Here is a 24,826-nt window from a genome sequence, read left to right on the forward strand (position 1 = left end):
CCTGCACCCGACTCCTCCCTCCCCCACCCCCCCCCCCCTCCCCCCCCCCACCCCCCCCCCGGGACGCGGATCAGCTCAGGATGCTGACGCCTCCAGGACCGACGAGCAGCGCGACGACGATCAGCACCGCGCCCCACAGGATGTCGCCGCGGATGATGCGCAGCACGCCGAAGATGCCGATGACGACCGCGGCGATCCACAGGATGGTGTCCCACATGATGGTGCTCCCTCCCGCCGGCCCCGGGTGGGCCGAACGTCCCGCCACCGTAGGACCGCGCCGCCCGACCCGCACCTGGAGCGCGGTCCGCTCCTCCGGTGACGGGTGGGAGGATGAGCGGATGCGCGCCATCGTCCTCGACGCCGTCCGCGCGGACCCCCAGGTCCGCGACGTCCCCGCCCCCTCGGCGCCGCCCGGTGGCGTCGTCGTGGAGGTCCGCGCGACCGGCCTGTGCCGGAGCGACTGGCACGCCTGGGCCGGGCACGAGGACCTCGCCTTCCCGCACGTCCCCGGGCACGAGCTGGCGGGCGTGGTCTCCGAGGTCGGCGCTGGCGTCACCCGGTGGGCCGTGGGCGACCGCGTGACCACACCCTTCGTGTGCGGCTGCGGTCGCTGCTCGTGGTGCCGCGGCGGAGACGCGCAGGTCTGCCCCGACCAGCAGCAGCCCGGGTTCACGCACTGGGGCTCGTTCGCGCAGCACGTCGCGCTCCACGCGGCCGACACGAACCTGGTGGCCGTCCCCGACGACGTCGAGCTGGCCACCGCGGCAGCGCTCGGCTGCCGGTTCGCGACCGCCTACCGGGCTCTGGTGGCGCGGGCGCGCGTCGCCGCCGACGAGTGGGTCGTGGTCGTCGGTGCCGGTGGTGTCGGGCTCAGCGCGGTGATGATCGCCCACGCGCTCGGTGCCCGGGTGGTCGCCGTCGACCGCACCACCGCGGCGCTCGACGTCGCACGTCGGCTCGGTGCCGACCACACGCTGCACGCCGGCGACGACGTCGAGAACGCCGTCTTCGAGCTCACCGGCGGAGGCGCCCACGTCTCGGTCGACGCCGTGGGAAGCGAGGCGACGAGTGCCACGGCCCTGCTGAGCCTGCGCCGACGTGGCCGTCTCGTGCAGGTGGGCCTGCTGCCCGGGGTGGAGGGACACCCCCGGGTGCCGATGGAACGCGCAATCGCCTGGGAGCTCGACCTGCTCGGGAGCCACGGCATGGCCGCCCGCGACTACCCCGAGATGATGGCGCTGGTCGCCGACGGGCGCCTACGTCCGGACCTGCTGCTCGAGCGCACCGTCGACCTCGACACCGCGGCCCGCCTCCTGCCGACCTTCGACACCGCCACCGTCGCGGGCCTGACGATCATCGACCCCTGGCGCTGAGTCAGGCGCCGTACCGTTCCCACAGCAGCTGGGAGCCGGCCTCGGCCCCGACGTCGTGGACGCGCTGCAGGTTCCGCCCACCACGCTCGAACGTGGCGTGCACGGCGGCCGGCACCTCCGGCCAGGGCACGGGGTCGTCCAGCCAGCGGCAGTCGCGGACGTGCTGCAGGTCCAGAGACGCTGCCTCGGGTGACACGTCGAAGCGCCACTCCCCTGTCACACGGCCGAGCCACAGCTCACCGGCGACGTCGCGGGTCCAGACGAACGCGCCCCGCTCGACCGCCGCGAAACGGCCCAGCCGTGCGGCCAGGCGGTCGCCGTGACGTCGAGCCACCTGTGCGACGGCGGCGTCGAGATCGTCCGGCGGTTCAGGCAACCGCCCACCGACCCCGACGAGACCACGCCGCAGCGCGTGCGTGACGGCTGCGGCGTGGTCGACGGCGTCGTCACGCGAGCGCAGCGGCGCGCGGAGGACGACGACCATCGTGCGTCGGGTCCGTCAGCCGAGCACCGACGACGCGTCGACGTCGCCGTCCGCCGACTCGATCGCGTCGGCCAACGCGGTCACGTGCTCGTCCTCGAGGCTCACGTCGGCCTCGTCGAGGCCCTTGCGCAGCTCGGTCTCGACGGTCCCCTCGGGAGCACCGTCCTGGTAGGCGCCGACGCGGTCGACGACGTTCTGGATCGCTTCCAGCTTCTCGGGAGTCAGATCAGTCATGACGGTGACGCTACGCAAGACCGGGCGATCCGCATCCCGATCAGGGGGCGCCTCCGTCGTGACGCGTCGTCCCTAGCGGACGCTGCAGTCGACCGACCCGGCACGCTCCTGAGACGCCACGACCCTGCCGTCGCGGCTGATCTCGCAGGAGATGACGGTGGTGGGCGTCGACGATCGCGCGTTGACCCCGACCACCGTCGCCCTCGAGGTGAACCTGACGGAGTCTCCCGAGTCCCACCTGCCGCGGTCCTTCTCGGCGTCCTTCCTGATGATCACGTCGACGGGGTCGGGCGAGACGACCGTGACGGTGTAGGACGCGGACGTGCCGACGGCATCCGCGACGAGCACCACGGCGACAGTGGCGGCAGGGGCGACCATCGCCAGCGCGGAGAGCACGACGGCGGCGACACGGCGGGGACGGGCGGCTGCGGGTCCTGGGTCGCGGAGCGCGAGGGCGAGCGCCACCAGACCGAGCAGCGCCGACACGAGCAGTACGTCCAGGCGTGACCAGAGGAGCAGCCCCGCCGCGAAGAAGACGAGAGCGGCGAGCGACAGCACCATGCTCGCCACGCGGAGCCGCGACACGGTGGGCGGCGGACCATCGGACATCGGCTTCCTCCTTCGAGGCACGACGAGCATAGGGCAGTCGCCCGGCCCGCCCGCCGCCTCACGGCCGCGGGACGGCGACGCGACCGTCCGGCCGTCCCGCGCCACTCCGCACGCTCGAGGAGCGGGCTCGTCCCACCCCGGTGGGCCCGGACCCTGGCGCAACCTGTTGGATGGGTCCACCCCTACCGACCGACGACCGGAAAGCACGTATGAGCCGCATCATCCGCAGGACCTTCGTCGCCGCCCCCGCCGACCTCGTGTGGGAGCTCCTCCAGGACTTCGCCCAGTGGCATCCGCGCCTGAGCATCTACTCCGGAGGGCCCGAGGCCGACGCCGACATCGTCGTCAGCGTGCAGAGCCAGGACGACGAGACCCGCACCCTCAGCTACACGATGCCCGAGCCGCCGTTCCCCATCACCAACGACCGCGCGAGCGTGCAGGTGCAGGCGTTCTCCGACACCACCTGCCACGTCGAGTGGTCGGCGGAGTTCGACTCCGACCCCGGCATCATGCACCTGCTCGAGGACCAGCTGGGCGACGACGTCTTCAAGCTCGCCCTCGACCGGCTCGCGACGGCCGCCCACCAGCGCCAGGCGGAGAACGTCGCCGCCGCGTCGGCCTGACCGTCAGCTGACGTCGAGGTCGAGCAGGCCGCGGGCCGTCGACGTCAACGTGCCGCCGGCCTCCCCACGCTCGACGGCGGTGAGGTAGCCGCGCCGTCGGGCCTCCGCCACGCGGTTGGTCCACGTCCCGGGGCTGCCGCCGTGCCGTTCCGCCATGCGCTTGGCCGGCGCCCGCTCCCCCTGCTCGACGAGCCGCGTGTACTCCAGTGCCACGGCCGCCAGCGCGAGGTCGTCGCGGCCGAGCCGACCCGAGCGCTCCTCGAGCAGCCGACCGACGGTCGTCCGCGGCTCGCTGCCGGGGTCGACGCTGCGGGTCGCGAGCCGTCGCGCCTCGGAGACGACCGCCCCGAGCGGGAGGTCGCGCACCTCGGCCCCCTGGAACGACCGGTCCCCCGCACCCCGACGGACGACGAGCTCACGCATCGCCCACTGCCGGTGACTCCCCTCCCGGTGCAGCCGCACCCCCACCGACCACTCCTCCGCTACCCGCATCGCCACGAGACGCTCCCCGTCCTCCGTGACGCCGACCGCGTGGTCGCGCGTGACCTCGTCCAGCAACGCACCGAGCTCGTCCATCGGGACCCCTCCGTCGATTCGCGTGGTAGTGCATCCACGCTAGCACTCGTCGCGGGTCGAGGACACGCTGATCGCGGGAGGTTCTGGTGGCGCGCTGCCCATAGGGCGGTCTGTGGTTGCTGGTGCGCTGCCGCAGGGGGTCTGTGGTTGCTGGTGCGCTGCCTCGGCTGGCACTGGGTGTGGTCTCCGAAAGGGCCTCGACCGGGCGGCTGGGCGGGAGGCGGCTTCGGGTCTCGGGCTGTGGCCCGCGCTGTGGGACGCAAGATGCTGCGTTCGTGCGCTGGGACTCCAAGGATGCTGCGTTTGCTACGGGATCCCGTCGTGAACGCAGAAGCCTTCAGTCTCGAACGCACGAACGCAGAATCTTGGGTGCCCTTTGCGTTGGGGGGACGAAAGATTCTTCCTTCTCGTGGACCGTTCCACGAGAAGGAAGAATCCTTCACGCCCTCCGCCGCTCAGCGGTGGATCCGCCACCTGCAGAGCGCCCAGAAGGTGGCAGATCCACCGCCGGCACGCGAGAACGCAGAATCTTGCGCCGAGATCGCGCAAGGGAAGAATCGTGCGTCGCTCACGAGCCCAGACCGGACCCCGAGACCCGATGCCACCCCCAGGCCCGCTGCCGGTCGAGGCCCTTTCGGAGACCACCCCCAGCGTGCGCCGAGGCAGCGCACCAGCAACCACAGACCCCCTGCGGCAGCGCATCAGCAGGGCCACGACAAGCGCGGGCGGCGCACCAGCACGCTCACGCAGCAATCTCACGACCAGCCCCTCACCCGGAGTGGCTGTCCCACTTCTCGAACCCGAGGACGATGAGGCGCATCTCGCGGCGCGCCTTGCGCTTGATCTCCTCCTCGAGGTCGGGGCGGCCGTCGGGCATCTGCACGACCTGCTCCGCGCGGTAGACCATGTTGCGGACGAAGAGGCCCGACGCGAGCTTCACGTCCTCCGCCGACCAGGTGTCGAGGTGCGGGAGGCGGGCGAGCACGACGGCGAGCTCGGAGATGAAGAGCTCGAGCTCGCGTTGGATGGCCTGGCGGACGGCCTCGGAGCCGCTGTTGCGCTCGCGGGCGACGAAGCCGAAGTGGGCCTTGTTCTGCTTGACGACGCGGACGAGGATCTCGGCGGAGGCGTCGATGATGTCGGCGAACGTCTCGGGGTCGCGCTGGGCGTCGCGGATCATGGCGCGCAGCGTGCCGAACGACTGCTCGACGAGGGCGAGGCCCAGCTCGTCCATCGAGGCGAAGTGCCGGTAGAAGGCGGTGGGAACGACGCCGGCGTGACGGGCGACCTGGCGCAGGCTGGTCTGGGCGAAGCCCTGGCTCTGGCTGAGCTCGAGCGCCGCGGCGAGGATCGCCTCGCGGGTGCGCTCCTTCTGGGCCTGTCGCGACGTGTCGGCCCGTGCGGCGGACGGGGAGACGCGTGCGGACACGTGGGGAGTCTAGTGGCCCGCGTCGTCGCCCGACTCGGTGAACAGGTGTTCGCGTGCCGGACGTCACGACCGGCGTGTCTTGCCCTGCACCGCTTCATCGCGCCACACTTTGAGTGTACGCTCGTGCACTGAAGCACTGGACGACCGAAGGAGACACGCGATGGGCCTGGTCCGCACCGCACTGTCGTCGCGAGCCGTCGCGTCCCTGACCTCGCCCCACTCGGTCGACCACTACCTCGACCAGCTGCATCCCATGCTCACCGTCGAGGCCGTCCGCGCCCGCGTCGTCGAGGTGCGCCGCGAGACGGGTGCCGCCAGCACGGTCGTCCTGCGACCCAACGGCGCGTGGAGGGGCTTCGTCCCCGGCCAGCACGTCCAGTTCGGCATCGAGGTCGACGGCACCCGCAAGGTGCGCGTGTTCTCGGTGTCCAGCTCCCGCGCCCTGCGCGACGGCACCTTCAGCGTCTCGGTCAAGGCCCACCCCGACGGCTACGTCTCCCAGTTCCTGCACCGTGAGCTCCAGCCGCGCACCATCGTCTACCTCTCCCAGGCCGAGGGCGAGTTCGTGCTCCCGGACGACGTGCCCGACGACCTCGTGCTGTTCAGCGGCGGCTCCGGCATCACGCCGGTCATGTCGATGGCGCGCACGCTGCGCGACCGTGGCCACCGCGGACGCGTCACGTTCCTGCACTACGCTCGCTCCCGCGAGGACGAGATGTTCACGCCCGAGCTCGACCGGCTCGCCGACGAGCTGCCGGGTGCCGTCGTCCACCGCGTCTACACGCGCGAGCCCGAGGTGGGCGCCCCGCTCGAGGGCCGCTTCACCGCCGACCACCTCGACCGGCTCGGGGTCAACCCGACGTCCTCCCCCACCTGGTGCTGCGGCCCGGCCGGCCTCATCGCCGCGGTCCGCGACGTCTACGCCGAGCGTGGCGCGGCCGAGCAGCTCCGCACCGAGTACTTCAAGGTGCCCTCCGTCGACCTCGCGGCCGCCGACGCCACGGGCACCCTCAGCTTCGACGCCTCGGGCACGACCGCCGAGAACTCCGGCGCCACCATCCTCGAGCAGGCCGAGGCCGCCGGCCTCGCGCCCGAGTACGGCTGCCGGATGGGCGTCTGCAACACGTGTGCCGTGAAGAAGCTCAGCGGCGCCGTCCGCCACGTCGTCACCGGCGAGGTCGGCGCCAACACCGACGAGACCATCAAGGTCTGCGTCCAGGTCCCTGTCGGCGACGTCAGCGTCGCACTCTAGGAAGAGGGAGTTCCATGTCTCGCAAGCGCACCCCCATCGCGCCGTACAGCGCGTCGGACCACAACGAGGCGCCCGCACCGCTCGTCGGCGCCGACCGCACCAAGCAGTCGACCATCGGGCTCGAGTACATGAGCTACGAGGAGCTCGAGCGCTTCGGCGAGGAGCTCGACGGCATCCGCCAGAAGACGCTCGACTCGCTCGGCCAGGCCGACGCCGACTACATCCGCCGCGTCATCCGCGTGCAGCAGGTGTGCGAGGTGCTCGGACGCATCGGCATCCTCACGCCGTTCTTCTGGCCGACGTTCGTCGCCGGCATCGTGTTCCTCGGTCTCTCCAAGATCCTCGAGAACATGGAGATCGGCCACAACGTCATGCACGGCCAGTACGACTGGATGAACGACCCGCTGGTCGACGGCAAGCGCTACGAGTGGGACAACGTGGCCCCCGCGCAGGACTGGAAGCACGGCCACAACTACATCCACCACACGTACACGAACATCCACGGCAAGGACCGCGACATCGGCTACGGCCTGCTGCGGATCGACGACGACCAACCCTGGTACCCGAACCACCGGTTCAACCTGCCGCTCGCGTTCGCGCTGATGCTGTTCTTCGAGTGGGGCGTGATGTACCACGGCCTCGAGCTCGACGAGTACCTCGGCGGCAAGATGAGCAAGAAGGAGTTCCGCGACCGCAAGAGCCGCGCGGCCCGCAAGGCCCGCCGCCAGGTCGTGAAGGACTACGTCGCCTACCCGGCCCTCGCGCTCGCCCTCGTGCCGTTCGTCGGCTGGTGGGCCCCGCTGGCGGTCATGGGCGCGAACTTCGTGGCCAACCTGATCCGGAACATCTGGACGTTCCTCATCATCTTCTGCGGGCACTTCCCGGCCGAGGTGCAGACCTTCGCCGAGGAGGACGCGGAGAACGAGTCGCGGGGCCAGTGGTACCTGCGCCAGCTGCTCGGGTCGGCGAACATCAGCGGCAGCCGCACGTTCCACGTGCTCAGCGGCAACCTGAGCCACCAGATCGAGCACCACCTGTTCCCGGACATCCCGGCTCGCCGCTACCCGGAGGTCGCCCAGGAGATCCGCGCGATCTGCGAGCGCCACGGCCTGCAGTACAACAGCGGCCGGCTCAGCAAGCAGCTGGCGAGCGTCGCCCGTCAGCTGGCGGCCTACTCGCGCAAGCCCGACGACCCCTACAAGCAGGGCAAGAGCCCGGAGTCCAAGGCCCTGCGTCGCGCCAAGCGCGAGGCCGCGGCCGCCGCGCAGGCCGAGCGCGAGAACGTCGCCGCCTGACCCGAGCCTGCACCAGCACGACCACGCCGACGCCCCGGTCCACCCCCGGGGCGTCGGCGTGCAGGCGACGGGTGGTGCGCCACAATGGTGCCTGCCGACCGACCGCACGACCACCGAGGAGACGGCCATGGCGCTGAGCCGCCGAGAGATCGCCAAGGACGCGGTCCAGCAGGGCGTGGAGGCTGCGATCACGACCGGCGGTCGGATCAGCGCGATCCTCTTCGACACCGCCCGCCGGGTCACGACGGAGCTGGGCGCGTTCGGCACGGAGCTGTTCGAGATCACCGAGGCCAGCAAGCGCGCCGGCGAGGACCCCGACCCGACCGACCGCGTCACACCGACCCATCCGCAGGACCGGTGAGGGCGAATCCCTCACATGACCACCTCTTCGACGTCCGCGACCGGCAGCACCCGCCCCCGGGCCGCCGTCATCGGGTCCGGCGTCTCCGGCCTGACCGCCGCCTACGTGCTGCGCACCACCCACGACGTCACGCTCTTCGAGTCCGACGACCGCATCGGCGGCCACGCCCACACGCACGACGTCGAGGCTGACGGGACGACGCACCACGTCGACAGCGGCTTCATCGTGCACAACGACCGGACCTACCCGCTGCTGCGTCGGCTGTTCGCCGAGCTTGACGTCGCCGTGCACCCCACCGAGATGTCGATGAGCATCCACTGCGACGGGTGCGGCCTCGAGTACGCCGGCGGGCGCAAGCTCCCCGGGCTGTTCGCGCAGCGTCGCCGGATCGTCGACCCGACCTACCTGCGGCTCCTCACGTCGGTGAAGCGCTTCCAGCGCGCCGCGCTGGCCCTGCTCGAGAGCGAGCCCGACGACGCCGAGCCGCAGACGTACGGCGACTTCCTGCGTCTGCACGGCTTCTCCGACCACTTCGTCGCCCACTACGCGATCCCCGTGGTGGCGTGCGTCTGGTCCTCCGGCCAGGACACCGCGCTGCAGTACCCGGCGCGCTACCTGTTCGCGTTCCTACGCCACCACGGCTTCCTGTCCGTCAGCGGCTCGCCGCAGTGGTTCACCGTGCAGGGCGGCTCGAACGCCTACACGCGCAAGGTGGTCGACGCGATCGGCGACGTCCGCGTCTCCACCGGGGTCCGCGCCGTCTCGCGCAAGCCCGACGGCGTGGTCGTGCTCGACGCAGCCGGGCAGGAGCACGTCGTCGACTCGGTCGTGATCGCGACGCACGCCGACGACGCCCTCGCGCTGCTGACCGACGCCACCGACGACGAGCGTCGCGTGCTGGGCGCGTTCGAGTACTCGCGCAACGAGACCGTCCTGCACCAGGACGCGAGCGTGCTGCCCGACGCCGAGGGCGCCCGCGCGTCGTGGAACTACCGCATGGACTCCTGCCGCGGTCGCGGCGAGGCCACCGACGTCACCTACTGGATGAACCTCCTGCAGGGCATCGAGAGCAGCCGGCCGTACCTCGTGAGCCTGAACTCGAGCGACCGTGTCGACCCGACCACGGTGCTCGCCACGATGCAGTACACGCACCCGGTGTACACGCCCGCGTCCGTGGCGGCCCAGCGTGAGCTGCCCGCCCTGTCGGACGGCCGCACCGCGTTCGCCGGCGCCTACCACGGCTGGGGGTTCCACGAGGACGGCTGCCGTTCCGGCGTCGAGGCCGCCCGCTCCCTCGGAGCGACCTGGTGACCGCCGCCGACGTCGAGCGCAGCGTCGCCGGCGAGGAGGGGCAGCGTCGGCTGCCGGTCCTGCCCGCGCTCGTGGTCGGGTCCGTCGCCCACACCCGACGCGTGCCGCTGCGACACCGCTTCCGCTACCGCGTCTACCAGTGGCTCGTCGACGTCGACGACCTCCCGCGGATGCCTCGCTGGCTCCGTCCGTTCTCGACGTTCCGCGCCGCCGACCACATCGGTGACCCCGACCGCTCGCTGCGCGAGAACGTCGAGACGTTCTGCCGGGCGCAGGGACTCGACGTCACCGGCCGCCGGATCGTCATGCTCGCCAACGCCCGCACCCTGGGCCACGTGTTCGACCCGCTCTCGGTGTTCTGGATCCTCGACGGCGAGCGCACCGAGGCGATCGTCGCGGAGGTGCACAACACCTACGGCGAGCGGCACGCCTACCTGCTGCAGCCCGACGACCAGGGCCGCACCTCCACCGACAAGGCGTTCTACGTCTCGCCGTTCTTCACCGTGGCCGGCCGCTACGACCTGCAGTTCCGGCTGCAGCCCGACGCGGTCGCCAGCACGGTGGTGCTGCGCCAGTCGCCCTCGGACGAGGGCTCCCCCGCCTCCCGTACCGACGAGGCCGTGTTCACGGCGACGTTCCGCGGCCGGCCGCTGCCCGCCACACGCCGTCGACTCGTGCGGCTCCTCGTGACGATGCCCCTCATGACCCATCGGACCAGCCTGCTGATCCGAATCCATGGTGTGTGGCTCTGGCTGCGCCGACTCCCGGTCGTCCCGCGACCGCACCACGAACCCCAGGAAGGCACGACCCGATGACCGACGTACTCGCCACCCGCTGGCCCGGCATCGCGCAGACCCCGCGCACCCCGTTCAAGGCACGCGTCGCCAAGGCGATCCTGCGGCCGGCCGTCTCGCGCACGCCCGTGCGCCTGACGTTCCCCGACGGCACCGTGTGGGGGGCTGGCGGGCCCGGCACCCCCGAGATGGAGGTGCGGCGTCCGGCCGCGTTCTTCAGCCGGCTCGGGCACGACACCAAGATCGGTTTCGGCGAGGCCTACATGGCCGGCGACTGGACCGCCGGACCGGGCACCGACCTGGCCGACCTGCTCACGCCCTTCGCGGAGCGGCTGACGACCATCGTGCCCCCCTCGCTGCAGAAGCTGCGTGGCCTCGTCGACCGCCAGCTCCCCCAGCACGAGCGGAACACCAAGGAAGGGTCGCGCTCGAACATCGAGCGGCACTACGACCTGTCCAACGACCTCTTCGAGCGCTTCCTCGACCCGACGATGACGTACTCGTCGGCCTGGTTCGCCTCGCCGGAGGAGACGCTCGAGCAGGCGCAGCACCGCAAGCTCGACGGCATCCTGGACCAGGCAGGCGTCACCGAGGGCACGCGGGTGCTCGAGATCGGCAGCGGGTGGGGCTCGCTCGCGATCCGCGCCGCGCAGCGCGGCGCCCAGGTCGTCACGATCACCATCTCCGCCGAGCAGGCCGCCCTGGCCCAGGAGCGGTTCGAGGCCGCAGGCGTCGCCGACCGCGTCGAGCTGCGCCTGCAGGACTACCGCGACGTCACCGGCGAGTTCGACGCCGTCGTGAGCTGCGAGATGATCGAGGCCGTCGGCGAGGAGTACTGGCCGACGTACTTCGCCAAGATCGACGAGGTCCTGGCTCCTGGCGGCCGGGTGTCGATCCAGGCCATCACGATGGCGCACCACCGCTACCTCACGACGCGCAACTCCTACGGGTGGATCCAGAAGTACATCTTCCCCGGCGGTCTGATCCCGTCGCTCGAGGCGATCGACGAGACCCTCGCCGCGCACACCCGCGGGCTCGCCGTGACCGACCGCCGCAGCCTCGGACAGGACTACGCGCTCACCCTGCGCCTGTGGCGCGAGCGCTTCCTGTCGAACTGGGACGAGATCGCGACCTTCGGCTTCGACGAGACCTTCCGGCGGCTCTGGGAGTTCTACCTCGCCTACTGCGAGGCCGGCTTCGGCGTCGGCTACATCGACGTGTTCCAGCTGCGCATGGAGCGACCCGCCTGACCCGTGCCCCGTGGGGCCCGTGTGACGCAGGCGACCCATCCACGGGCGGCGTGGCGACGAACTCCTGGTGACGGGATCGTCCGTCACGTCGAACAGGAGGGGCCATGGCGAGCACCAGCCGACTCCCGGACCCGATCCAGGAGTCCTACGAGTGGCAGCACCGCGGCGCGTGTCGCGGTGTGGACCCGGAGACGTTCTTCTCCCCGGAGACAGAACGTGGTCCGCGACGACGCAGCCGCGAGGCGGTGGCGAAGGCGTTGTGCGCCCGCTGCCCGGTGGTGGCCGAGTGCCTCGACCACGCGCTCACGGTGCGTGAGCCGTTCGGCGTGTGGGGTGGCCTGAACCAGACCGAGCGCGAGCACCTGCTGCGCGATGCCGGTTGAGCGGGGCCGGTTGAACGGGCCCGGTTGAACGGGGCCGGTTGAGTGGGGCGACGGGCTCAGAGCTCGTCGCGTCGAGGCCAGGGGTTGGCCCGGCACCCGTGGAGGCCCTTGGACTGCTGCTGCATGATCGGCGCCGCCTGGCCCTGGCCGGGGCAGCCCACGTGGCCGCGCCCGAGGAAGTGGCCGACCTCGTGGTTGACGACCATGTGGCGGTAGTCGCGCACCGAGGCCCGGGCCGAGCGCCACACCCGGGTGGTGTGGACCCACCGGTCCTCGTTGATGATCACGTACCGACCCACCCGGCAGCTGTAGAGCACGCTGCACTGCGTCGAGTAGGACGTGAGGCGCGAGGCCCGCGCGAGCACGAGCGTGAAGTCGCCGCCCGAGCGCACCTCGCGGAACCGGACGCCGGCCCCGGGCCATCCGCGGGCGTCGGCCAGCGTCTCCGCCGCCTGGCGACGGAACGTGGCGAGGCTGCCCCGCGCACCGTCGGAGCGGACGGAGTAGGTGAGGGTGCGTCGCGCGTCGCGACGGTGCCGCACGGGCGCGGTGACGGCGGTCGCCGAGGCGGTGCGGTGGTAGGCCTTCGAGACGGTCACCCGCACGCGGAGCCGGTGGCCGACGTCGGCCGGCGCGATGGCGTACCGACGCTGCGTGGCGCCCCGGATCACGGTGCGGTCGCGGTACCACTGGTAGCGCTTGGTGAGACCGCTGCTGCTCCAGCGCCCGGCCGAGGCCTGGAGCACCTGGCCGTAGCGTCGGGTCCCGGAGATCCGCGGCGCCGTCCGTACGACGAGTGGTGCGGTGGCGACGGCGGCCGTCGGACCGGTGGTCGTGGTGGCCGGCTCGAGCCCGTCGGCGCTGGCGACCACACGGACCGCGACGCGTCGTCCCACGTCGGCCCCGACGAGCCGGTACGTGGCACCTGTCGCGCCGCGGATCGGCGCACCGTCGCGCAGCCACTGGCGCGTGACCTGCGCGGTCCCGGGCTCGTAGCGGCCGGTCGTCGAGGTCAGCGTGGAGCCGTAGCGCGCGGTGCCGGTGACGGCGGTCGGCTCGACGACCTGCACCGCGGTGGCCGGCGTCGGCTCGGTCGGTGTGGGCTCGGTCGGGCTCGGCTCGTCGGCCGAGGCAGGGCCGGCCGCGACGAGCAGCCCGACGGCCAGCACCGTGCTCGTGACGAGGGACGAGGCACGTCGACCGTGGCGGAGGATCGAACCGGTCGACGTCATCGCGCTCACTCCCAGAAGATGCGTTCGACGACCTGCCTCGCGTGCCGGGTGGCGCGCAGGTAGTCGTCGACCATGCGTTCGCTGTGCTGCTGACCGTACCCCAGCAGGTGCGCGACACCCGCTCTTTCCTCGGTCTGCTCCACCAGCGACTCCGCCGGCTTGCCGCGCATGAGCACGACGGCGTTGCGGATCCGGCTCACGAGCCGCCACGCGTGCTGCAGGACCTCGGCGTCGTCCGCGGAGACCAGGCCGGCATCGGCCGCCGCCGCGAGGGCGCCGCAGGTCGACGTCGTGCGCAGGCCGGGCACGGCGTGGGCGTGCTGCAGCTGCAGGAGCTGCACGGTCCACTCGACGTCGGCGATGCCGCCGCGGCCGAGCTTGAGGTGCGTCTTCGGGTTGGCGCCCCGCGGCAGGCGCTCGGCCTCGACGCGCGCCTTGATGCGCCGGATCTCGCGGACCTGGGCGTCCGAGAGGCCGTCGTCCGGCCAGCGCAGCGGGTCGACCAGCGTCTCGAACCGGGCGCACAGGTCCGGGTCGCCGACGCTGGCGCGGGCGCGCAGCAGGGCCTGGGCCTCCCACACCGCCGAGTACTTCTCGTAGTAGGACGCGTAGGCCGCGAACGAGCGGACGAGCGGCCCGTTGCGGCCGTCGGGTCGCAGCTCGGCGTCGACCTCGAGGGCCGGGTCGTCGCCCGGAGCTCCGAGGGTCGTGCGCAGCGACGTGGCGACGGCCGTGGCGGCTGCCGACGCCTCCCCGTCGTCGGCGCCGGGCAGCGGCTCGTGCACGAACATGACGTCGGCGTCGGACCCGTACCCGGACTCGCGCCCCCCGAGGCGGCCCATCAGGACGACGGCCATGCGGGTCGGGAACGGCTCCTTGCCGGCCTCCTCACGCTGGCGGGCGACGGCCCCGATCGAGGCGGTGAGCGCGGCGCCGAGCGTCGCCTCGGTGAGGTCGGACAGCGCGGTGCCGACCTCGTCGATGTCGAGCCGGCCGAGGACGTCGGCGATGCCGATGCGCGAGAGCTCACGCCGGCGGACCCGTCGTACCGCCTTGATCGCCTGGTCGGGGCGGGTGTGGCGGCGTGCTGCGAGCTGCATCTCCCCGCGCAGGCGCTCCGCGTCGCGCGGCACCAGCTCGGCGTCGTCACCGAGCAGCGCGACGGCGTCGGGCGCACGCTGGACCAGGTCGGACACGTAGCGGCTCGAGCCGACGACTGCCGCGAGCTGCTCGGCCCCCTCGCCCTCGTCGCGGAGCTTGCGCAGGTACCAGTGCGACTCCCCCAGCGACTCGCTGATCCGCCGGAACGCGAGCAGACCGGCGTCGGGCGCGGGCGACTCGGCGAACCACTGCAGCATCGCCGGCAGCAGGGAGCGCTGGATCGCCGCCCGCCGGGACACGCCCGCCGTGAGCGCCTGGATGTGCGCGAGGGCGCCCTTCGGGTCCTTGAAGCCGAGCGCCATGAGCCGGGCCTGCGCCGCCTCCGGCGTGAGCCGCAGGCCCTCGTCGGGCAGGGAGGTGACCGCCTCCAGGAGCGGTTGGTAGAAGAGCTTCTCGTGCAGGCGTCGCACGAGCCGCTTGTGCGCCTGCCAGTCCTTGACGAGACCCTCGGCCGGCTTCGCCCGGTAGCCCATCGAGCGGCCAAGGCGTCGCAGGTCCTCCTCGTCGTCGGGGACCACGTGGTTGCGCCGCAGACGGTACAGCTGGATCCGGTGCTCGAGGGTGCGCAGGAACTCGTAGGCGTCCTCCAGAGCGGCACCGTCACGCCGTCCGACGTACCCGCCCTCGGTGAGCTCGCGCAGCGCCTCCAGCGTGGTCGGGCTGCGCAGCGACGCGTCGCCGCGACCGTGCACGAGCTGCAGCAGCTGCACCGAGAACTCGACGTCGCGCAGCCCGCCCGACCCGAGCTTCAGCTGCCGTTCGCGCTGCTGGGACGGGATGTTCTCGATGACGCGCGTGCGCATCGCACGCACGTCGCGCACGAAGTTCTCACGGGTGCTGGCCTCCCAGACCTTCGGCGTCAGCGCGTCGAGGTAGGCCTGGCCGAGCTCCGCGTCGCCCGCGGCGAACCGCGCCTTCAGCAGCGCCTGGAACTCCCACGTCGACGCCCACCGGTCGTAGTAGGCGACGTGGCTGCGCAGCGTCCGGCTGAGCGGGCCCTGGGTGCCCTCGGGCCGCAGGTTCGCGTCGACCTCCCAGATGGTGCCCTCACGGGTGTGGTCGGAGCACAGCCGCATCATGGCCGACGCGAGCCGCGCCGCGATGCGTCCGGCCGCCTGCTCGTCGGCGCCGTCGGCGGGCTCGTGCACGAAGATCACGTCGACGTCGCTGACGTAGTTCAGCTCGCGACCGCCGGTCTTGCCCATCGCCATCACGGCCAGTCGCACGCAGTCGGCGTCGGGCTCCTCGCACCGCGCGAGGTCGAGCGCGGCACCGAGCGTCGCCATGGCGAGGTCGGCAAGCTCCGCCGACGACTCCTCGAAGGTCGTCAGCGCCGTCAGGTCGCGGGCGGCGACGTGCAGCAGCTTGCGGCGGTACGCGACGCGCAAGGCGTCGGCGTCGGCGGCGTCGCCGAGCTGCTGACGCATGACGTCGAGGCCGAGCGGGACGGGCGACAGCCGGTCGGCGGCGAGGTCCTCGACGTGCTGCGGGTGCCGGGCGAGGAAGTCGCCGAGCGCCTCGCTGGTGCCGAGCACGATGAGCAGCCGCTGGCGCAGCTCCGCGTCGCCCCGCAGGGTCGCGAGCAGCCGCTCGACACCCCACGACTCCGCGATCGCCACCAGCGACGCGAGCGCCGTGTCGGGGCTCGCGACCGACGCCACCTGCTCCACCAACGCGTCGTCGACACCCTCGAGCCGGGCGAGGTGGGCCGCAGCCGCCGCCCCGTCGCGGAACCCACGACGCGCCAGGGCCAGCTCGGGAGACTCGGGGGGCACGCTCGCAGGCTACCGGGGGTGCGGCGAGGCGACGTCGGTGCCGGTTGGTGACGTCGCGTCGGCTCGTTTCTCGGGTGGGGGTGCGCCGGTGTGGCTTCTCGTTCGTGTGGGCGTGCGCTGGCGTGGCTTCTCGTTCGGGTGGGGCTGCGTCGGTGTGGCTTCTCGTTCGGGTGGGGCTGCGTCGGTGTGGCTTCGTGGTCGGGTGGGGCTGCGTGGGTGCGGCTTCTCGTGGGTGTGGTCTCCGAAAGGGCCTCGACCGGGCGGCTGGGCGCGAGGTGGTCTGGGTTCTCGGGCTGTGGCCCGCGTGGGACGCAAGATTCTGCGTTCGCGCGTGCCGGCGGTGGATCTGCCACCTTCTGAGCGCTGTTCAGGTGGCGGATCCACCGCTGCGGGGCCAGACGTGTGAAGGATTCTTCCTTCTCGTGGACCGTTCCACGAAAAGGAAGAATCCTTCGTCACCCCAACCCAAAGGGCGCCCAAGATTCTGCATTCACGCGAGTCACGTCGAACGCTTCTGCGTTCACGACGGGATCCCGTAGCAAACGCAGCATCCTTCGAATCCCAGCGCACGAACGCAGATTCTTGCGTCCCACGCGGGCCACAGCCCGAGGACCCAGCCCACTCCGGGCCCAGCCGCCCGGTCGAGGCCCCTTTCTGAGACCACCCCCAGCGAAAGCCGAGGCAGCGCAGTGGTGGGTCGAGACCACCGCAGGCTGCGCACCAGCAAGGACAGATCCCCTACGGCAGCGCACCAGCAAGCACAGCCCAACTGCGGCAGCGCACCAGCACGACAAGCCCCCGCAGGCAGCGCACCCGCAGGCCACGACGAGAAGCCGCCGAACGCGACCCGCCGGCCCCGCCGAGAGAGCTCAGAGAACAGGCAGGAGCCGGTCGATCTCGAACTGGGTGACCTGGGAGCGGTAGGCGTCCCACTCCTGGCGCTTGTTGCGCAGGAAGAAGTCGAAGACGTGCTCGCCCAGCGTCTCGGCGACGAGCTCGCTGCTCTCCATCTCGCGGATGGCCTCGTCGAGGTTGCGCGGCATGGGGGTCAGGCCCATCGTCTTGCGCTCGCGGTCGGTGAGCGACCAGACGTTGTCCTCCGTCTCGGGCGGGAGGGTCGAGCCGTTCTCGATGCCCTTCAGGCCGGCGGCGAGGACGAGCGCGTAGGTGAGGTAGGGGTTGCAGCCGGCGTCGATGCCGCGGTGCTCGACGCGCGCCGAGCCGCTCTTGTGCGGCTTGTACATCGGCACCCGCACGAGGGCGGAGCGGTTGTTGTGGCCCCAGCTCAGGTAGTTGGGAGCCTCGTAGCCGCTCGCGAGCCGCTTGTAGGAGTTGACCCACTGGTTCGTCACGGCGGTGATCTCCGCCGTGTGCTCCAGGACGCCCGCGATGAACGAGCGCCCGGTGGCGCTGAGCTGGTACTCGGCGCCCGCCTCGTAGAAGGCGTTCTCGTCGCCCTCGAACAGCGACAGGTGCGTGTGCATCGCGGACCCGGGGTGCTCGGTGAACGGCTTGGGCATGAACGACGCCCACTTGCCCTGGCTGAGCGCGACCTCTCGGACGACGGTGCGGAACGTCATCACGTTGTCGGCCGTGGAGAGGGCGTCGGCGTAGCGCAGGTCGATCTCCTGCTGCCCCGGTCCGCCCTCGTGGTGGCTGAACTCGACGCTGATGCCCATGTTCTCGAGCATGGTGATGACCTCGCGACGGAAGTCCTGGCCGCCGCCCTGCGCCGTGTGGTCGAAGTAGCCGGAGTCGTCGACCGGCACCGGCCGGCCGCCCACGTCGGGCTTGCCGCGGAAGACGTAGAACTCGATCTCCGGGTGCGTGTAGAAGGTGAAGCCGGCCTCGGCGGCCTTGCCCAGCGTCCGCTTCAGCACGTGCCGCGGGTCGGCGAACGACGGCGACCCGTCGGGCATCGCGATGTCGCAGAACATGCGGGCCGTCGCGGGCGCCTCGCCGCGCCAGGGCAGGATCTGGAAGGTCGACGGGTCGGGCTTGAGCAGCATGTCGGCCTCGTGCACGCGGGCGAACCCCTGGATCGCCGAGCCGTCGAAGCCGATGCCCTCGCTGAAGGCCCCCTCCAGCTCGGCCGGCGCGATGGCGACCGACTTCAACGAGCCGAGCACGTCGGTGAACCACAGCCGCACGAACCGGACGTCACGCTCCTCGAGCGCCCGGAGGACGAAGTCTTCCTGCTTACCCATGGCCTGAGTCTCGCACGGGTCGTGTTACGGCGATGTTTCGTGGTCGAGGCGGCTCAGGGGATCCCCGGCGGGCCGTCCTCGACCATGCGACCACGGACGTACTGCCACCCCTCGTCGGTGCGCGCGAAGCGGCTCACCTCGTGCAGGACACCCGGTTCGTCGTCGACGTAGACGGCCCGGAACTCGACCACGCCGAACGCGTCGCCGACGTCACCGGCCTCGGTGCGCAGCACCTCGAGGCCGAGCCACTCGAGGCCCGGGTCGTGGTCGATGCGCGCCGGCCGGGTGGTCGGGTGCCAGGTGCGCAGCAGGTGCCCGCCGTCGCCACGGACGTAGGCGGTGTACCGCGACCGCATGAGCCGCTCCGCGGTCGGGGCGGGCTGCCCGTCGAGGTACGGGCCGCAGCAGCGGTCGAAGGGTGCGCCGGTGCCGCACGGGCAGGTCCTGGCCATGACGACATGATGCGGCACGCCCCACGCCCTAGGCTGATCACGTGCCTCAGCTCCGACTCGCCCTCGCTCAGGTCAACCCTCGTCTCGGCGACCTCGACGGGAACGTCGAGCTCGTCGTCGCGGCCGCGCACGAGGCGGCGCAGGCGGGTGCTCACCTGCTGGTGCTGCCGGAGATGGTGCTCAACGGCTACCCGGTGGAGGACCTCGCCTACCGCCTCAGCTTCATCGAGGGCACCCGCGCCCACGTGCCGGCGCTGGCCACCCGGCTCGCCGACGAGGGGCTGGGAGACCTCGTCGTGGTCGTCGGGCACCTCGACACCGCGAAGGACCACATCGACACCGATCGGCTCGGGGTGCCGAAGAACGCACCCACGAACTCCGCGTCGGTGATCACCGGTGGCTGCGTCGTCACCCGCTACGACAAGCACCACCTCCCGAACTACGGCGTGTTCGACGAGTTCCGTCACTTCGTCGCAGGCGACGAGACGCAGGTCGTGCAGGTGCACGGCGTCGACGTGGCCATCGCCATCTGCGAGGACATCTGGCAGGACGGTCCCTCCGCCGCCGCCGACGCCGCGGAGGCGGGACTCCTCGTCGTGATCAACGGCTCCCCCTACGAGGCCGCGAAGGACGACACCCGGCTCGAGCTGTGCGCACGACGCGCCCGGGAGGGCAGCTGCGCCCTGGCCTACGTCAACCTCGTCGGCGGCCAGGACGAGCTGGTCTTCGACGGCGACTCCCTCGTGGTCGACGCCGCGGGCGACCTCGTCGCCCGCGCGGCGCAGTTCGAGCCCGAGCTGCTGGTCGTCGACCTCGACCTGCCCGCGGCGACGGCTCCGATGCCCGACCCCGACGCCCGCTTCGCCGGGCTGCGGGTCGAGCGCACGATCGTCTCGTCCGAGCCGCTGGCCCCGTACGAGCCGCTCGAGCCTCGCGTCGCCGAGCGCTGGGACGACCTCGGCGAGCGCTACTGGGCGATCGTTCTCGGACTGCGCGACTACGTGCACAAGAACGGCGGTCGCTCGGTGCTGCTGGGCCTGTCCGGTGGCATCGACTCGACCCTGGTCGGCGCGATCGCCGTCGACGCGCTGGGCGCGGAGAACGTGTTCGGCGTGTCGAACCCGAGCGCGTGGTCGACCGACCACAGCCGCAGCGACGCCGCCGAGCTGGCTCGACGCACCGGGCTGCAGCTCGACACCGTCCCCATCGCCCCGATCTTCGACGCGTTCCAGTCGACCTTGGGCCAGGAGGGGCTGCACCTCGACGGCATCGCCGAGGAGAACCTGCAGGCTCGCATCCGCGCCGTGATCTGGATGGGCCTGTCGAACCAGCACGGCCACCTGGTGCTGGCCTGCGGCAACAAGTCCGAGCTGGCCACCGGCTACTCGACCATTTACGGCGACGCGGTCGGGGCCTACGCGCCCATCAAGGACCTGCCGAAGACGCTGGTCTGGGAGGTCTCGCGCTGGCGCAACCGCTGGGCCGAGGAGCGCGGCGAGCAGCCGCCCATCCCCGAGAACGCGATCGAGAAGGAGCCGTCGGCCGAGCTGCGGCCCGGCCAGCTCGACTCCGACTCCCTGCCGTCCTACGACCTGCTCGACGCCGTCCTCGACGCCTACGTCGAGCGCGACCTGGGCGCCGCGGCCGTGGTGGCCGAGGGCTTCGACCCCGCGCTGGTGGAGCGGGTCGTGACGCTGGTCGACAAGGCCGAGTACAAGCGCCGCCAGTACCCGCCGGGTCCGAAGATCAGCCGTCGCAACTTCGGCCGCGACCGGCGCGTGCCGATCACCAACGGGTGGCGCGAGTCGCTCGACTCCTGACGGGTCGTGACCTGACGCACAACGAGGTGACAACCGTCGCCGATGCGGCAGGATGGAGCTCGTCCGTGGACCCCCACCGAGGGGCTGCGAGAAGGAAGGGAACCACCATGTCTGAACCCACCCCTGCCCCCGCGACCGGCGCGAGCACGTCGGCCGAGGAGCCGGCCCCCTACGGCGGCGGCCCCGCGGCCGCGTCGACGTCCGTCGGCACTGCCGCCACCGGCCCGACGACCGACCCCGCGATCCGCCGCGTGCGCACCCACCACCTGCAGCAGTGGAAGGAGCAGGGCCACAAGTGGGTCATGCTCACGACGTACGACCAGTACACGGCCGCGACGTTCGACGAGGCAGGCGTGCCCGTGCTGTTCATCGGCGACTCCGCCGCGAACAACGTCTTCGGCTACGCGTCGTCGCTGCCGGTGACGGTCGACGAGCTGCTGCCCCTGGTCAAGGCCGTCACCCGCACCGCCCGTCGCGCCCTCGTGGTGGCCGATCTGCCGTTCGGCTCCTACCAACGCTCCCCCGAGCAGGCGTACGACACGGCGGTGCGGTTCATGAAGGAGGGCGAGGCGCACGTCGTCAAGCTCGAGGGCGGTGCCGAGATGGCGCCGCAGATCGAGCTGCTCACGAAGGGCGCGGTGCCCGTGATGGCCCACATCGGCTTCACCCCGCAGGCCGAGCACGCCCTGGGCGGCTACCGGGTGCAGGGTCGCGGCGACGCGGCGTCACGGCTGATGGAGGACGCTCTCGCGGTGCAGGAGGCCGGCGCGTCGTCCGTCGTCATGGAGATGGTGCCGGCGCCCATCGCGGCGCAGATCACCGAGCGGCTGCACATCCCGACCATCGGGATCGGCGCAGGTCCCAGCTGCGACGCCCAGGTGCTGGTCTGGCAGGACATGCTCGGCCTGCGGACGGGCAAGGCGCCCCGCTTCGTCAAGCGGTACGCCGACCTGCACGGCATCATCCTGGGCGCGGCGCAGGAGTTCGCCGCCGACGTCGCGTCCGGCACCTTCCCCGCTCCGGAGCACTCCTTCGACGCCTGACGTGGGGGCCTGTTGACGTGGGGCCCCACGTGAACCGGCTCTCCCCCACGCAACCGTGCGCCCGATCTGCGTGTTTGCGTGGGGCCCCACGTCAACGGTCAGACCTGCCAGCCCCAGGCGAGGACGCCCACCGCGTTGAGGGCGCCCCAGGCCGCGAGGGCGTAGACCGGCACCCACGGGGCGTCGGCGGGGCGTGTGGCGATGCGGCGGCGCAGGACGGGCACGAAGCACGCGAGCACGAGCAGGTGCAGCACGATGCCCCACCAGGGCGCGTAGAGGACCGTGGAGGCGACGAGCCAGAGCATGACCACGAGACCGCCGACCCCGATCCACGGGCCGGACCGCTCCCGCTCGCGTCGGGTGCGCCTCACGGGCGAGGCGCGTCGTCGTTCCAGTTCGGGTCGTTGTCCCACGACTCGTTCCGCTCCTGCACCGTCTCCAGGGCGTGCTCGGCGGCAGCCTGCGTCGGGTACGGGCCGAGACGGTCGGAGGCCTTGCAGCCGTCCTCCCCCTCGACGGTGTGGTGCTTCAGGCAGAAGTAGAAGGCGGGGGCGTCGGCGCTCATGACGCCATCCTGCCGCACCGCGAGCGCCGCCGCCCCTCACCCGGGCCGGCTTCGGCTGCCCTCGTAGCATGCCTGCGTGCCTCTCCTCAGCCCCGGCCACGTCTCTCCCCTGCGTCACGTCCCGTCGACCATCGAGCGTCCCGAGTACGTCGGCCAGGCCGCGCCGCTGCCCTACCGCGGACCGCTGGTGCGCGATGCTGACACCATCGAGCGGATGCGCGTGGCGGGCCGGGTCGCCGCGCAGGCGCTCGACGCCGTCGAGGCGGCCATCGCGCCGGGCGTCACCACCGACGAGCTCGACCGGGTCGGCCACACCTTCCTGCTCGACCACGGCGCCTACCCGTCCACGCTCGGCTACCGCGGCTACCCGAAGTCGCTCTGCAGCAGCGTCAACGAGGTGATCTGCCACGGGATCCCCGACGACCGTCCGCTGGAGGACGGCGACATCGTCAACATCGACATCACGGCCTACGTCGACGGCGTGCACGGCGACACCAACAAGACCTACCTCGTGGGCGACGTCGACGAGGAGTCGCGGCTGCTCGTCGAACGCACCCGCGAGGCCACGCACCGGGCGATCCGGGCGGTGAAGCCCGGCCGGCGCATCAACGTGATCGGCGCCGTGATCGAGGCGTACGCCAAGCGGTTCGGCTACGGCGTCGTGCGCGACTTCACCGGCCACGGCGTGGGCCCGGCGTTCCACGACGGCCTGATCGTCCCGCACTATGACGACCCTGCCGCGGACACCCTCATCGAGGTGGGCATGACGTTCACCATCGAGCCGATGCTGACCCTCGGCACCATCGAGTGGGACCTGTGGGACGACGGCTGGACGGCCGTCACGCGCGACGGCTCGCGCACCGCGCAGTTCGAGCACACCCTGCTCGTCACCCCCGACGGCGCGGAGATCCTCACCCTCCCCTGACCCGACGGCAGGAGCCGCAGGCGCGGAGGAGAGGGAACGAGGCGGCCTGTAAGCCGGATTCTGTCCCCGGCCCGAGGGCCGGGGGGCGACCATCCATCTGGGTCACGCATTGCTGCGCGCCTCGAGCGACCTACCCGCTGACGTCGGACGAGCAGCCCGTCAGCGCAGGCGCCGGAGCGCCCTCTTGGTCTTGCTCCCGGTGGGGTTTACCGAGCCGACGCCGTCACCGACGCCGCTGGTGAGCTCTTACCTCACCGTTTCACCCTTGCCCGCACCCCGTGACCCGAAGGTCGCGGGGCCGCTGGCGGTCTGTTCTCTGTGGCACTGTCCCGCACGTCGCCGTGGGTGGCTGTTGGCCACCACCGTGCTCTGTGGAGTCCGGACTTTCCTCGACGGGCCGGAGCCCGCCGCGGCCGCCCGGCCGCCTCGTTCGTCGTCCAGTCTAGGCCGCACGTGACCCGACCCGGACCCCGCACACGTCTACGCTGGGCGCGTGGAGCTCGAGGACGAGGCACGGACGACGTCGGCGGTCGGCGAGCTGCGCCCGCGCCTGCACCCGGAGCCGGTGGTCTACGCGATCGTCGCGCCCGGCTTCGACACGTCGACGGCACTCGCCACGGTGCGCGAGCGGGAGGGGCTCACGGTCGTGGTCGAGCAGGTCGAGGCTGAGGAGGACGGGCTCGTGTACGAGTTCGTGGGCGCATGGATCACGCTGGCCGTGGTGTCGGCGCTCGACGCCGTCGGGCTCACCAGCTCGATCTCCACCGCCCTCGCAGCCGAGCAGATCGCCTGCAACGTCGTCGCCGGCTTCCACCACGACCACCTCGTCGTCCCGTGGGACCGACGTCACGATGCGCTGCGCATCCTCGATGCCCTAGGGTGAGGGTCGCGAAAGGGAGTAGTCCCCAATCGCTGCGTCGACATACTGATGCCGGGCCCTCGGGCCCCGCCTCCGGTGCAGCGGGCCAGGGCCGTGCGAACGGTCCGGCGGACGAGACTTTCGACCCGAATGTCGTACACACACGACGGTCCGGGTCGAGGCTCGTCGATCATGGCTCCTCGTCCTGGTCCGGACGAGGAGAAACCCATGTTCGAGGCCCTGTGGCTCAGCACGGCTGTCATCTTCGTCGCCGAGCTCGGCGACAAGAGCCAGCTGATGGCGATGACGTTCGCCACCCGGTACCGCGCACGCGACGTGCTGCTCGGCATCACCCTGGCGACGGCGATCGTCCACCTCGCGTCGGTCGGCATCGGCTACGCGATCGGCTCGAGCTTCGAGCAGTACCAGGGACCCATCGCGATCGCGGCCGGTATCGCGTTCCTCGGCTTCGCGGCCTGGACGCTGCGCGGCGACGAGCTGACCGACGACGAGGCCGAGAAGGCGAAGAAGGCCACGGGGTCGGCGCTGCTGGCCGTCGGCCTGGCGTTCTTCCTCGCCGAGCTCGGTGACAAGACGATGCTCGCGACGATCACGCTCGCCGTCCGCGAGAACTGGCTCGGCACGTGGATCGGCAGCACCGTCGGCATGGTCGCCGCCGACGCCCTCGCGATCGTCGTGGGCGCCGTCCTCGGCAAGCACCTGCCCGAGAAGGTCATCAAGATCGGCGCCTCGGCGGCGTTCGCGATCTTCGGCGTGCTGCTCATCATCGAGGGCCTGCGCTGACCCGCCGGA

The 24,826-nt window shown here is 71.7% G+C and carries 26 protein-coding genes and 1 other RNA gene; 14 read left to right on the top strand and 13 right to left on the bottom strand.

Annotated elements, in window-relative coordinates:
* Window positions 1-70: 70 nt before the first annotated feature.
* Complete coding sequence (locus AC3WRM_RS13945; protein WP_169795972.1) at window positions 71-217, bottom strand: GPGG-motif small membrane protein; 147 nt, start codon at window positions 215-217, stop codon at window positions 71-73.
* Between the two features lie 121 nt (window positions 218-338).
* Here AC3WRM_RS13945 and AC3WRM_RS13950 point away from each other — a divergent pair, with 121 nt between their 5' ends.
* A complete protein-coding gene (locus tag AC3WRM_RS13950; protein ID WP_492249031.1) occupies window positions 339-1,373 on the top strand; it encodes a zinc-binding dehydrogenase in 1,035 nt (344 codons plus the stop codon).
* A 1-nt stretch (window position 1,374) separates the two neighbouring features.
* Here the strand turns inward: AC3WRM_RS13950 and AC3WRM_RS13955 are convergent, their stop codons facing one another.
* The 3 genes from AC3WRM_RS13955 to AC3WRM_RS13965 all read right to left on the bottom strand — a co-directional run bounded on the left by AC3WRM_RS13955 (window position 1,375) and on the right by AC3WRM_RS13965 (window position 2,700).
* A complete protein-coding gene (locus tag AC3WRM_RS13955) occupies window positions 1,375-1,857 on the bottom strand; it encodes a GAF domain-containing protein (RefSeq protein WP_492249032.1) in 483 nt (160 codons plus the stop codon).
* Window positions 1,858-1,872: 15 nt separating this feature from the next.
* Entirely contained in the window at window positions 1,873-2,091 is a 219-nt protein-coding gene (locus AC3WRM_RS13960) for a hypothetical protein (RefSeq protein WP_492249033.1), read from the bottom strand.
* Window positions 2,092-2,163: 72 nt separating this feature from the next.
* Window positions 2,164-2,700 (bottom strand): hypothetical protein, encoded by a 537-nt coding sequence (locus AC3WRM_RS13965; RefSeq protein WP_492249034.1) that lies wholly within the window; start codon window positions 2,698-2,700, stop codon window positions 2,164-2,166.
* Between the two features lie 209 nt (window positions 2,701-2,909).
* On the opposite strand from AC3WRM_RS13965, the gene AC3WRM_RS13970 reads away from it, so the two are divergent.
* Entirely contained in the window at window positions 2,910-3,323 is a 414-nt protein-coding gene (locus AC3WRM_RS13970) for an SRPBCC family protein (protein ID WP_492249035.1), read from the top strand.
* A gap of 3 nt (window positions 3,324-3,326) precedes the next feature.
* Here the strand turns inward: AC3WRM_RS13970 and AC3WRM_RS13975 are convergent, their stop codons facing one another.
* Both AC3WRM_RS13975 and AC3WRM_RS13980 read right to left on the bottom strand, forming a co-directional pair.
* On the bottom strand, window positions 3,327-3,899 hold the full coding sequence (locus AC3WRM_RS13975; protein ID WP_492249036.1) for a hypothetical protein: 573 nt from the start codon (window positions 3,897-3,899) through the stop codon (window positions 3,327-3,329).
* A gap of 769 nt (window positions 3,900-4,668) precedes the next feature.
* A complete protein-coding gene (locus AC3WRM_RS13980) occupies window positions 4,669-5,328 on the bottom strand; it encodes a TetR family transcriptional regulator (RefSeq protein WP_492249037.1) in 660 nt (219 codons plus the stop codon).
* A gap of 160 nt (window positions 5,329-5,488) precedes the next feature.
* On the opposite strand from AC3WRM_RS13980, the gene AC3WRM_RS13985 reads away from it, so the two are divergent.
* The 7 genes from AC3WRM_RS13985 (at window position 5,489) to AC3WRM_RS14015 (ending at window position 11,974) form a co-directional block, all read left to right on the top strand.
* Window positions 5,489-6,580, top strand: a complete 1,092-nt coding sequence (locus AC3WRM_RS13985) for a ferredoxin reductase (RefSeq protein WP_492249038.1) — start codon at window positions 5,489-5,491, stop codon at window positions 6,578-6,580.
* 14 nt (window positions 6,581-6,594) lie between these two features.
* Window positions 6,595-7,875 (top strand): fatty acid desaturase family protein, encoded by a 1,281-nt coding sequence (locus tag AC3WRM_RS13990; protein ID WP_492249039.1) that lies wholly within the window; start codon window positions 6,595-6,597, stop codon window positions 7,873-7,875.
* A 127-nt stretch (window positions 7,876-8,002) separates the two neighbouring features.
* Window positions 8,003-8,236, top strand: a complete 234-nt coding sequence (locus AC3WRM_RS13995) for a hypothetical protein (RefSeq protein WP_253023168.1) — start codon at window positions 8,003-8,005, stop codon at window positions 8,234-8,236.
* Between the two features lie 15 nt (window positions 8,237-8,251).
* Window positions 8,252-9,547, top strand: a complete 1,296-nt coding sequence (locus tag AC3WRM_RS14000; protein ID WP_492249040.1) for an NAD(P)/FAD-dependent oxidoreductase — start codon at window positions 8,252-8,254, stop codon at window positions 9,545-9,547.
* Window positions 9,544-10,362: a DUF1365 domain-containing protein gene (locus tag AC3WRM_RS14005; protein ID WP_492249041.1), complete on the top strand. Its 819-nt coding sequence runs from the start codon at window positions 9,544-9,546 to the stop codon at window positions 10,360-10,362. The genes AC3WRM_RS14000 and AC3WRM_RS14005 overlap by 4 nt, the downstream gene beginning before the upstream one ends.
* The gene (locus AC3WRM_RS14010) at window positions 10,359-11,591 is read left to right on the top strand and encodes a class I SAM-dependent methyltransferase (RefSeq protein ID WP_492249042.1); all 1,233 of its coding nucleotides are present in this window, start codon (window positions 10,359-10,361) and stop codon (window positions 11,589-11,591) included. The genes AC3WRM_RS14005 and AC3WRM_RS14010 overlap by 4 nt, the downstream gene beginning before the upstream one ends.
* Before the next feature lie 104 nt (window positions 11,592-11,695).
* A complete protein-coding gene (locus tag AC3WRM_RS14015; RefSeq protein ID WP_067858509.1) occupies window positions 11,696-11,974 on the top strand; it encodes a WhiB family transcriptional regulator in 279 nt (92 codons plus the stop codon).
* A gap of 56 nt (window positions 11,975-12,030) precedes the next feature.
* Here AC3WRM_RS14015 and AC3WRM_RS14020 read toward each other — a convergent pair whose 3' ends face one another.
* The 4 genes from AC3WRM_RS14020 to AC3WRM_RS14035 all read right to left on the bottom strand — a co-directional run bounded on the left by AC3WRM_RS14020 (window position 12,031) and on the right by AC3WRM_RS14035 (window position 18,801).
* Window positions 12,031-13,206, bottom strand: a complete 1,176-nt coding sequence (locus AC3WRM_RS14020; protein WP_492249043.1) for a DUF3152 domain-containing protein — start codon at window positions 13,204-13,206, stop codon at window positions 12,031-12,033.
* Between the two features lie 5 nt (window positions 13,207-13,211).
* Window positions 13,212-16,142, bottom strand: coding sequence for a bifunctional [glutamine synthetase] adenylyltransferase/[glutamine synthetase]-adenylyl-L-tyrosine phosphorylase (locus tag AC3WRM_RS14025; RefSeq protein WP_492249044.1), 2,931 nt, complete (start codon window positions 16,140-16,142; stop codon window positions 13,212-13,214).
* Between the two features lie 869 nt (window positions 16,143-17,011).
* The gene (locus AC3WRM_RS14030) at window positions 17,012-18,349 is read right to left on the bottom strand and encodes a glutamine synthetase family protein (RefSeq protein WP_492249045.1); all 1,338 of its coding nucleotides are present in this window, start codon (window positions 18,347-18,349) and stop codon (window positions 17,012-17,014) included.
* Between the two features lie 53 nt (window positions 18,350-18,402).
* Window positions 18,403-18,801: a YchJ family protein gene (locus tag AC3WRM_RS14035; protein WP_492249046.1), complete on the bottom strand. Its 399-nt coding sequence runs from the start codon at window positions 18,799-18,801 to the stop codon at window positions 18,403-18,405.
* Window positions 18,802-18,842: 41 nt separating this feature from the next.
* Between AC3WRM_RS14035 and AC3WRM_RS14040 the strand changes: the two genes are divergently transcribed.
* Entirely contained in the window at window positions 18,843-20,621 is a 1,779-nt protein-coding gene (locus AC3WRM_RS14040) for an NAD+ synthase (protein ID WP_492249047.1), read from the top strand.
* A gap of 107 nt (window positions 20,622-20,728) precedes the next feature.
* Entirely contained in the window at window positions 20,729-21,664 is a 936-nt protein-coding gene (gene panB, locus AC3WRM_RS14045; protein ID WP_492249048.1) for a 3-methyl-2-oxobutanoate hydroxymethyltransferase, read from the top strand.
* A gap of 98 nt (window positions 21,665-21,762) precedes the next feature.
* Here panB and AC3WRM_RS14050 read toward each other — a convergent pair whose 3' ends face one another.
* Both AC3WRM_RS14050 and AC3WRM_RS14055 read right to left on the bottom strand, forming a co-directional pair.
* Window positions 21,763-22,035 carry a hypothetical protein gene (locus AC3WRM_RS14050; RefSeq protein WP_492249049.1) on the bottom strand — a complete coding sequence of 91 codons (273 nt, stop codon included), beginning with the start codon at window positions 22,033-22,035 and terminating at the stop codon, window positions 21,763-21,765.
* Complete coding sequence (locus AC3WRM_RS14055) at window positions 22,032-22,229, bottom strand: hypothetical protein (protein WP_492249050.1); 198 nt, start codon at window positions 22,227-22,229, stop codon at window positions 22,032-22,034. Before AC3WRM_RS14055 ends, AC3WRM_RS14050 begins: the two co-directional genes overlap by 4 nt.
* A 76-nt stretch (window positions 22,230-22,305) precedes the next feature.
* Here AC3WRM_RS14055 and map point away from each other — a divergent pair, with 76 nt between their 5' ends.
* Window positions 22,306-23,154, top strand: coding sequence for a type I methionyl aminopeptidase (gene map, locus AC3WRM_RS14060; protein ID WP_492249051.1), 849 nt, complete (start codon window positions 22,306-22,308; stop codon window positions 23,152-23,154).
* A gap of 33 nt (window positions 23,155-23,187) precedes the next feature.
* Here the strand turns inward: map and rnpB are convergent.
* An RNA gene (rnpB, locus tag AC3WRM_RS14065) (RNase P RNA component class A) lies at window positions 23,188-23,583 on the bottom strand.
* Window positions 23,584-23,647: 64 nt separating this feature from the next.
* Here rnpB and AC3WRM_RS14070 point away from each other — a divergent pair.
* Complete coding sequence (locus AC3WRM_RS14070; RefSeq protein ID WP_286689421.1) at window positions 23,648-24,037, top strand: ACT domain-containing protein; 390 nt, start codon at window positions 23,648-23,650, stop codon at window positions 24,035-24,037.
* Window positions 24,038-24,241: 204 nt separating this feature from the next.
* A complete protein-coding gene (locus AC3WRM_RS14075; RefSeq protein ID WP_492249052.1) occupies window positions 24,242-24,817 on the top strand; it encodes a TMEM165/GDT1 family protein in 576 nt (191 codons plus the stop codon).
* The last annotated feature ends 9 nt before the right edge of the window (window positions 24,818-24,826 follow it).

It is taken from the genome of Aeromicrobium sp. EU05-FHT14F07, assembly GCF_058790455.1.